This window comes from Bacillus sp. AP50 (assembly GCF_040492675.1).
In the GTDB taxonomy this organism is placed as follows: domain Bacteria; phylum Bacillota; class Bacilli; order Bacillales; family Bacillaceae_G; genus Bacillus_A; species Bacillus_A cereus.
In genome coordinates this window covers 1-9,168 of sequence record NZ_JBEUTW010000319.1, presented here as the reverse complement: position 1 = coordinate 9,168, position 9,168 = coordinate 1, and the positions used below count along the sequence as shown (strand labels likewise).

The window sequence follows — 9,168 nt, the reverse complement described above, 5'->3', positions numbered from 1 at the left end:
ACTATACTCCACGTAATAACACTCTAATGATTTAAAAATTCAAAAAAATCAAAAATTAAAATAATAATTATATTAATGATTAGAGTAAAAATAAGGGGAATGGAGAAATTATGGAGAAAGACACTGCTTTGTAAGGGGCATATTTTATCATCTTGAGCAGAGAGGAGGATGCATAGCATATTGTAAAATATAGAGATAAACAATGAAAAAGTGCTATGCAAATGAAGAGCATGAAGGGACGTTTAAGGCCAGGTGATACGGTAGCAATTGGTTTAATGCTATTTGCATTATTTTTAGGAGCAGGAAATTTAATTTTTCCGCCAGTTTTAGGTCAACAAGCAGGAGAGAATGTTTGGATTGCTACAATAGGATTCCTTGTAACGGGAGTCGGATTACCCCTACTAGCTGTAACAGCTGTCGCGTTTGTAGAGGGGGACTTGAAAGCGCTATCTTCTAGAGTCCACCCTATATTTGCGTTTATTTTCCCATTGATTAGTTATTTAGCAATTGGACCATTTTTCGCGATTCCTCGTACTGGAGCTGTTTCGTTTGAAATGGGTATGAAGCCGTTTTTATCAGAGGCAATGGTTTCAGAGTGGTACATGCTATTTCTTTTCACGATAGTTTTCTTCGGAATAACGTGGTATTTATCATTAAATCCATCTAAATTAGTGGATTGGTTCGGAAAGTTTCTTACACCATTATTAGTATTAATTGTCGCTGTTATTGTCGGAAAGGCAATTATTGATCCAATTGGAGAGCCAGCTGCGCCGTTAGCTGCTTACAAAGAAAATGCTTTCTTTGGTGGATTTATTCAAGGATATTTAACGATGGATGCAATTAGCGCGCTCGTATTCGGAATTGTCGTTGTACAAGTTATCCGCTCTAAAGGGATAAAAGAGAGTAGTCAAATTGCAAAAATAACAGTAGTATCAGGTATTATTGCTGTACTTGGTTTAACGTTAATTTATTTATCACTTGCTTATCTTGGTTCAACAAGTACATCACTTGGTATCTCAGAAAACGGTGGTCTTATTTTAACGAATGTTGTAAATGAGCTATATGGGACGAGTGGTAAAATTTTATTAGGGCTTGTTATTATACTCGCTTGTTTAACAACTTCTGTTGGGCTAACATCTGCGTGTGCGGGTTTCTTTACAAACTTATTCCCAAAACTTTCGCATAAAACGATTGTAACAATGGTATGTGTATTTAGTTTAATTGTATCTAACCTAGGTTTAACGCAATTAATCGCAGTAACATTACCTGTGTTAATGATCATTTATCCAGTTGCAATTGTATTAATCGTACTTTCTTATTTCCATAAGTGGATTGGGAAGCGTAATACAATTTATATTGGAGCTATTTTAGGTGCATTGTTAATTAGTTTCTTTAACGGTTTAGAAAGTGCGAAAATTAAAATTGACGCGATTTCTAATGTACTACAAATGTTACCGTTATATAACGAAGGAATCGGATGGTTAATTCCATCATGTATTGGCGGGATTCTCGGTTTCTTCTTCTATAAATCAAATGAATCAAGTGAATTACAAAAGAAAGGTGCTTAGGCACCTTTCTTTTTTTGAAGGGGATTTTTGTATTTTGTCTAAGTAATAATTGGGGGGAATGATAAATGGCTAATTTTGAAGATTTTTTAAATTTGGATTTGAGAATTGGAACTGTAATACATGCAGAGGAATTTAAAGAAGCGAGAGTACCAGCGATTAAACTAGCAATAGATTTTGGAGAAATCGGGATAAAGCAGTCAAGTGCTCAAATTACGAAAAGGTATAGTCCAGAAGATTTAATCGGTCAACAAATCGTTGCTGTTGTAAACTTTCCACCAAAGCGTGTAGCTGGATTCAAATCAGAAGTGCTTGTGCTTGGTGGTGTTCCTGAAGCTGATGATGTTGTGTTACTTCAGCCTAATATGAAATTGCCAAATGGAACAAAAATTAGCTAGGGTGAAGGTAGGGGCTAATATGGATATCGGACGAGAATATTTGCAATGTGCGATTTCGAACTTTAAAGCAACAAAGAAACAAGGGGAGCGGGCACTTTCTCAATTATCATATGAACAAATACAATGGTCTTCTCATGAAGAAACAAATAGTATAGCGATTATTATTAAGCATCTGCACGGTAATATGCGTTCTAGATGGACGGATTTTTTAACGTCTGATGGTGAAAAAACAGATCGTAATCGAGATGGTGAATTTGAAGGATGCTATCACTCAAAAGAAGAAACCCTTATAGCTTGGCAAGAAGGATGGAAATATGTTTTTAATACGATGAATACTTTAACGCCGGAACACTTATTGAAGACGGTATACATTCGCGGTGAAGCACATACTGTCATGCAAGCAATTGAAAGGCAAATTGCTCATTATGCATTGCATATTGGTCAGATTATTTACATTGGGAAGATGTTAAAAGAAAATGAGTGGGAGTGTTTAAGTATTCCGAGAGGTCAGTCTACGCGTTCTGTAGAGAAAAAACGTTCAACATAATAATAAGAAAGAAACCGATAAAAAATGGGAAAAAAGAAAGTCAGCCAAATAATAGATGGTTCTGTAATCATAAGAATACTGCCAAAAATAAGTCCATATATAATAAGAAAGAAATTGAAAAGTGTATTCACAGGGAGAAATCGTGAGATAAACACTTGCTGTCGTTTAAAACAATCACTGTGAAATAAATAAAAGCGGAAGTACCATGTGGCTGTAATAAGGTCTTTCTTTCTCACAATTCTTTTTTTGCATGTATGACAGATAAATGGTGGTTGCATTTCATTACGCTCCATTTTTTATTTTCATAATAATGTGAGACAAAAGTAGGTACAAAGTGTATGTTCCTATATACGCTCCTGCAATAAGGAAAAATGGATTCAGTAAAATTCCATGAATGCTCGTCATGAAAACTAAATCTTGTATTAAAACATCGTATATATTAATGGAAATAATTATACCGAGTACATACAGTGTCAAGTACGCAGAAATATGTAGCACAATAGCGATTTTTGGTTGCTTAGCGGACAAATAAAAAATGAATGATAGAGCAATTGGTAATATTCCTATTAATAGCTTCAATTCATTTCACCTCATTAACAATATAGCCGAAATTTTAACGGTCTATTCTCTAGGGCTTGTACATAACTTGAAATAGAGAGGTGATAGTATGAATCGGGGCTTTTTTTTTATGAAGTTTACAAGTATGCGTAAGTTAGTTTTATTTGTTATTACTACAATGCTAGCGACTTTTTTTCTTATTAGTATGATGGTAACCTCTATGAAAGAGACAAAGTCAACGTATTTATATAATTGGTTAAATGAGTTATCGATGAATGGTTACATGTATGTACTTGGAAAAGAGAATCATTATTTTACACAGGAGTATCGAAATTTGAATCAAGATTTTTCAATTTCTTCTTTTCTCTTTTCTATGGCTACAAATATTCGCTTTAATGATGTACGCAGTTTCGTCGGGAAAGAGCTCCCGGGGTTTGGTAAGTACGATACAGAAATTGTTATTGCGGGTGAGGGTACAAATTATTCTAACTTACCGATAGAGTCGAGTGTTCCTCTTGAAGAAGTGGTGAAGGAACGGACTAGTGGAACTGGACAAGCACCTAAACAAGATACGAGTAAAGAGAAAAAACAGCCGTCCCAAACGACCGGGAAGAGACAAGTTGCGTTTATTTATCATACACATAGCTGGGAATCTTATTTACCTTTACTTAACTTAACGAATGACCCGGATCCGAATAAAGCAACGAGTTCTGTATCGAATATTTCTATATTAGGAGATCGTTTCCGTGAACAACTAGAAGGTGAAGGGATTGGAGCTACTAACGATAAGAGTGATGTTGGTCAAAAGTTAATAAGTAAAGGTTTAAACAGTAATAGTTCGTATAAGATGTCACGGGAAATTGTGCAGCAAGCTATGGCTGGAAATAAAGATCTTCAATACTTTTTTGATTTGCATCGTGATAGTGCCCGAAAGAATGTAACGACAAAAACAATTGGAGATAAATCATATGCAAAGCTTGCATTTGTAGTAGGGAAAGGAAATAAAAACTATGAAAAAAACTTACAATTAGCGACAGCTTTACATGAGGCGATTAATAAGAAATATCCAGGAGTGAGCCGTGGGGTCATTCAAAAAGGGTTCCAGACAGGAAATGGAATCTATAATCAAGACCTATCAGGACAAGCGATATTAATAGAAGTTGGCGGTGTAGATAATACAGAGGAAGAATTGAATCGATCAATTGATGCACTTGCTAAAGCATTTGGTGAATATTTTTGGCAGGCAGAAAAAGTGAATGGATAAAGTGAAACGTGAATTATCCAGGACATCTATCGATAATTATTAGCTCACTTCAATCTTGAAAAAACGTAAGTGTAATGCTTGCGTTTTTTCTTTGTAATGGTGAGACGTCACAGAATAGACATAATTTGTCGTTGTTATAGTAATATCGAAATTTGTCAATTTATAGTAGGAGATTTACAAAGGAATTTTCGGGAAAGTAGAGAAAATCTTTTTATAAGGAAAACTTTTTATTATGAAACTGGTAGGGTGATTGAAGTGATTAGGGAAATCGAAATAGAAGATGCAGCATCATTTTTGCAATTAAGTAAGCAATTAGATGAAGAAACGAAGTTTATGCTATATGAACCAGGAGAAAGGAAAACTACAGCTGAGCAACAAGAAAAAATGATCCATCGATTTATGGAAAATGAATATGCAACAATATTTGTAGCAGTTGAAGATGAGAGGATAGTAGGTTTTATATTAGTGAATGGAAATAACATTCAAAGAAAGAGGCATGTGGCAAGCATTGTAATTGGTATTTTGCAAGAGTATAACGGGCGAGGTATTGGGACTAGATTGTTTAAAGAGGTTGAGAAGTGGGCAAAATTACATGATGTATGGCGTTTAGAATTAACAGTAATGGTCCACAATACAAGAGCTCAGGCACTATATAAAAAAGCTGGATTTGAGAAAGAAGGTGTCAAAAAAGCTGCTCTTATTATCGATGGAAAGGGCATCGATGAGTATGAAATGGCCAAATTATTAAAATAAGAGGTCGTTATATGAAAAAAAGATGGGCACTACTCGGTATTGTAGCTGCAATAATTATTATTGGAGTAGCAGGAATCAATTATAAAATGTATAAGGATAAGCAGGCGCGGGAAGTAAGTGTAAATAGCATATTTCCGAAAGCGAAAGAAACGATTGCTAATATGGATGGGGATATTGCGGTAATTAATAATCCGAATTCAATGCTTGTACTTGTAAATAAAAGTAGGCGTTTACCAGATGGGTATAGACCGCCAGATTTAGTTATTCCGAAAGTGCGCTACTCTAGTGAAGGTGATCAAGAAAAGAAAAAGATGAGAAAAGAGGCAGCGAGGGCGCTTGAGGATATGTTTCAGCAGGCTGACAACGAGCGTATTTTTCTTTTTGCAGTTTCTGGATTTAGATCTTTTGATCGACAAAAAGCATTAAATACGATGTATAAAAAACAAGACGGGGAAGCAAAAACAGCAATGTCTAGCGCGGTTCCTGGCACAAGTGAGCATCAAACTGGACTAGCTATGGATATTACGTCTCAATCGGCTAAATTTCAGTTAGAGACGGTTTTTGGGGAAACGAAAGAAGGTCAGTGGCTTTCTGAAAATGCCCATAAATTTGGTTTTGTTGTTCGATACACAAAAGCGAAAGAAACGATTACGGGTTATCGGTATGAACCATGGCACGTAAGGTATGTGGGAAATCCACAAGCTACATATTTGTATGATAATCAACTGACGCTTGAAGAAGTAACAGAGTAAATGATTGAGGGGAGAGACGTATAATGACGATGTTATATAAGAAAAAAGTACATGCATATATTACAAGAGAAAAAGAGGGGGTTATGCAATTACTTGTTTTTAAACATCGTGATATACATGAAGCTGGTATTCAAGTGCCAGGAGGAACGGTTAATGAAGGTGAAACGTTAGAAGCGGCTATATTGCGTGAAGTACAGGAAGAATCCGGATTGCGTCATTTATGCATAGAACGTTTTTTAGCAGATTACATCATACATATGAAAGAAAAACAGGAATATGAAAAACGCCACTTTTTTCATGTAACTTTACTAACAGATGTAAAGGATACTTGGGAACATATTGTAAGTGCTGGTGAGGAAGATAAAGGATTAGTATTTTGCTACGAATGGGTTGATATTGCAAAATGCCCTGAATTAGCTGGGAAACAAGGTGAGTTTTTACATTTGTTAGATGAAGTATACGCACAGTAATGTAAGAGTCTGAAGCGAAGGTTAATCCGTTTCAGACTATTTTTATTTTTCGGGAAATTAAAGGTGTTTAAATAAGGAAAGTGAATTTCTTTAAAGGGATATTAATTTAGGATGTGTTGAGGTGAAAAAAATGAAAAAGTAAGGGGTATACGCTAAAAAAGTTCATATAAGGGAGAATATAAATGGAAATTCAGTTTAATCCAATCTTAAAAAAGGAATTAACAATTCAAGATATTCACAATGAAATGGAATCAGGAAAGTTAACTTCAAAAGAGCTAGTGATGTATTATCTTTATAGAATCGCAAAGTATGATCAAGACGGACCGAAAATCAATTCAATTTTAGAAATCAATCCAGATGCAATTTTTATTGCAGAAGCGTTAGATTATGAAAGAAAGACAAAAGGTATAAGGGGTCCATTACATGGAATACCTGTTTTGCTTAAGGATAATATTGAAACGAATGACTCCATGCATACAAGTGCAGGTACAATAGCTCTAGAACAAAATATAAGCAGTGAAGATGCATTTCTCGTTACTCAACTGCGAGAAGCAGGAGCGGTGATAATAGGAAAAACAAATATGACAGAATTAGCAAATGCAATGTCTTTTGAAATGTGGGCTGGATATAGTGCAAGAGGTGGTCAAACAATCAATCCATACGGAACGGGCAAGGACCATATGTTTGTTGGCGGATCTAGTACAGGATCTGCGATAGCAGTTGCTGCTAACTTTACAGTAGTATCTGTTGGGACAGAAACCGATGCTTCTATTTTGAGCCCCGCTGTTCAAAATTCTGTAGTAGGTATTAAACCGACTGTTGGTTTAATTAGTCGTAGAGGAATTATTCCATTTACTTATTCGCAAGATACAGCTGGACCATTTGCTAGAACGGTAACCGATGCTTCTATTTTGCTAGGGAGTTTAATTGGGGTAGATGAGAAAGATGTTGCTACTCATAGAAGTGAAGGTAGGGCAGAGCATGATTATACAAAATATCTTGATGTTAATGGCTTAAATGGAGCGAAGATTGGTGTGTTTAACGCTGCACCAAAAGATTATTACGAAAATGGTGAGTATGATGAAATCTTGTTTAAGGAAACAATCCAAGTATTACGTAATGAAGGAGCGACAGTAGTAGAAAATATTGATATTCCTTCTTTTCATAGAAAATGGAGTTGGGGAGTTCCGCTTTATGAACTGAAGCATAGTTTAGATAACTATCTTTCTAAATTACCTTCTACTATTCCGGTACATTCTATTTCGGAGTTAATGGAGTTTAATAAAAACATAGCAGAAAGAGCTTTAAAATATGGACAAACCAAGTTAGAGGGAAGAAAAGACTTTCCAAATACGTTACGAAATCCAGAATATTTAAATGCGAGATTAGAAGATATATATTTTTCTCAAGAACAAGGCATTGATTTTGCATTGGAAAAATATAATCTTGATGCGATACTGTTTCCTTCCTATATAGGTTCTACTATATGTGCGAAAGCGGGTTATCCGTCTATAGCAATACCAGCTGGGTATATGGAAAGCGGGAGACCTTTTGGAATTACGATTGCAAGTACTGCCTTTAGTGAAGGGATATTAATTAAGCTAGCTTATGCTTTTGAACAAGCGACAAAGCATAGAAAAATCCCCAACTTATCATGAATAGAATAAACAAAGAGGACAGGAATCCCTGTCCTCTTTGTTTTAGTGATTAAAGTGAAATATCGTTCTGCTCTGTCTTATGATATTTTAATAAACTAAAAGATAAACAAGCGGAACATAAAATAAGAATAGAAGCGATGATATAAATTGTACGAACACCGAACATATCAGTAATAATGCCAATGCTAAGCATAGATAGTCCAGAGGCTGTTGAAAGAAGTGCACCATGTGCTGTATACATTTTGGATAATAAAGCAGGGGCGACACTTGATTGTAAAACAGTCGTTTGGGAAATATCTCTAATTTGATAACATGGTCCCATTAGAACACATAGAAAAAGTGCAATAAATCCGCTACTTGTCATACCGTATAAAAATGTAAGAATACTAAACATAAGAGAGCCAATCGACATAGATCGTATTAAATTGTTTTGAATATAGGAACTCATTTTCCAGGCTAATAGACCACCGATTAATGTGCCGACATAATAACTTGTATTAATATATCCCCACCATTCTTCGCCCTTATGAAGGATAGTCGTAACGTATGCCATCGTAATAGCACCAATCCATATTGTCCCTGCGAAAGTTTCGATTAAGTCCATATATGTAACGGTACGGAGAGAAGGATTTTGAAATAGGAGTTTCCAACCTTCCAATAAAACAGTACTTTTGGAAGAGGGAGAATCTGCTATTCTTTCAGTATGTATGGAACGTAATGAAAAATGTAATGCAATGCATCCGAAAATCATTAAAATGTTATTAATCATGAGTGTAGAAGTAGCGCCAATGAGAAGAACGACAATACTCGTAAATGAATAAGCAACGGCTTGCACAATTTGTGTTGAAAAGGAAAAGATACTATTTACTTTTACTAATTTTTCTTTCGGTGTAAGGCGCGGAAGAACACTGTATAATAATGGAGCACTCCACCCACTACATAATGAAATGACAAAAATAAAAGTTAATAGAGCTATAATGTTTGTGGATAAGACCGGGAACAAAATCATTAATAATAGTAAAAAGACTGTTTTCAGCCATTGGAGCGTATATAACAACGTATAAGATGGAAAACGATTTATTATAAGTGGTGCAGAGATGTTAGCAATTAGATTTGTGATAACTTGTAATAATGGAAAAAGAGCAGTAATAGTAGCTGATTTAGTTGCTATATAAATATGAGTTGTAATAATCATTACATATA

The 9,168-nt window shown here is 35.2% G+C and carries 11 protein-coding genes; 8 read left to right on the top strand and 3 right to left on the bottom strand.

The window, feature by feature from the left end:
* Positions 1-230 precede the first annotated feature (230 nt).
* The 3 genes from brnQ4 to ABWK52_RS21170 all read left to right on the top strand — a co-directional run bounded on the left by brnQ4 (position 231) and on the right by ABWK52_RS21170 (position 2,510).
* The gene (gene brnQ4, locus ABWK52_RS21180; RefSeq protein WP_011110049.1) at positions 231-1,568 is read left to right on the top strand and encodes a branched-chain amino acid transport system II carrier protein BrnQ4; all 1,338 of its coding nucleotides are present in this window, start codon (positions 231-233) and stop codon (positions 1,566-1,568) included.
* Between the two features lie 65 nt (positions 1,569-1,633).
* Positions 1,634-1,963 carry a chaperone CsaA gene (csaA, locus tag ABWK52_RS21175; RefSeq protein WP_001263016.1) on the top strand — a complete coding sequence of 110 codons (330 nt, stop codon included), beginning with the start codon at positions 1,634-1,636 and terminating at the stop codon, positions 1,961-1,963.
* Positions 1,944-2,510, top strand: coding sequence for a DUF1572 domain-containing protein (locus ABWK52_RS21170; protein WP_000435829.1), 567 nt, complete (start codon positions 1,944-1,946; stop codon positions 2,508-2,510). Before csaA ends, ABWK52_RS21170 begins: the two co-directional genes overlap by 20 nt.
* On the opposite strand, the gene ABWK52_RS21165 is transcribed toward ABWK52_RS21170, so the two are convergent.
* Positions 2,471-2,788, bottom strand: a complete 318-nt coding sequence (locus tag ABWK52_RS21165; protein ID WP_002098535.1) for a hypothetical protein — start codon at positions 2,786-2,788, stop codon at positions 2,471-2,473. The two genes, ABWK52_RS21170 and ABWK52_RS21165, sit on opposite strands and share 40 nt — an antisense overlap.
* Positions 2,789-2,792: 4 nt before the next feature.
* Positions 2,793-3,089: a hypothetical protein gene (locus tag ABWK52_RS21160; RefSeq protein WP_000770735.1), complete on the bottom strand. Its 297-nt coding sequence runs from the start codon at positions 3,087-3,089 to the stop codon at positions 2,793-2,795.
* An 88-nt stretch (positions 3,090-3,177) separates the two neighbouring features.
* Here ABWK52_RS21160 and spoIIP point away from each other — a divergent pair, with 88 nt between their 5' ends.
* From spoIIP to ABWK52_RS21135, 5 genes are all read left to right on the top strand, one after another.
* Positions 3,178-4,332, top strand: a complete 1,155-nt coding sequence (spoIIP, locus tag ABWK52_RS21155) for a stage II sporulation protein P (protein ID WP_098541504.1) — start codon at positions 3,178-3,180, stop codon at positions 4,330-4,332.
* A 255-nt stretch (positions 4,333-4,587) separates the two neighbouring features.
* On the top strand, positions 4,588-5,085 hold the full coding sequence (locus tag ABWK52_RS21150) for a GNAT family N-acetyltransferase (protein WP_141537358.1): 498 nt from the start codon (positions 4,588-4,590) through the stop codon (positions 5,083-5,085).
* Positions 5,086-5,096: 11 nt separating this feature from the next.
* The gene (locus ABWK52_RS21145) at positions 5,097-5,837 is read left to right on the top strand and encodes a M15 family metallopeptidase (protein WP_000747647.1); all 741 of its coding nucleotides are present in this window, start codon (positions 5,097-5,099) and stop codon (positions 5,835-5,837) included.
* A 23-nt stretch (positions 5,838-5,860) separates the two neighbouring features.
* Complete coding sequence (locus ABWK52_RS21140; RefSeq protein WP_000178289.1) at positions 5,861-6,307, top strand: NUDIX hydrolase; 447 nt, start codon at positions 5,861-5,863, stop codon at positions 6,305-6,307.
* Positions 6,308-6,489: 182 nt separating this feature from the next.
* The gene (locus ABWK52_RS21135) at positions 6,490-7,965 is read left to right on the top strand and encodes an amidase family protein (RefSeq protein WP_098541508.1); all 1,476 of its coding nucleotides are present in this window, start codon (positions 6,490-6,492) and stop codon (positions 7,963-7,965) included.
* Between the two features lie 49 nt (positions 7,966-8,014).
* On the opposite strand, the gene ABWK52_RS21130 is transcribed toward ABWK52_RS21135, so the two are convergent.
* Positions 8,015-9,168: MFS transporter (locus ABWK52_RS21130; protein WP_353772117.1), on the bottom strand; the 1,154-nt coding region annotated here is incomplete at its 5' end.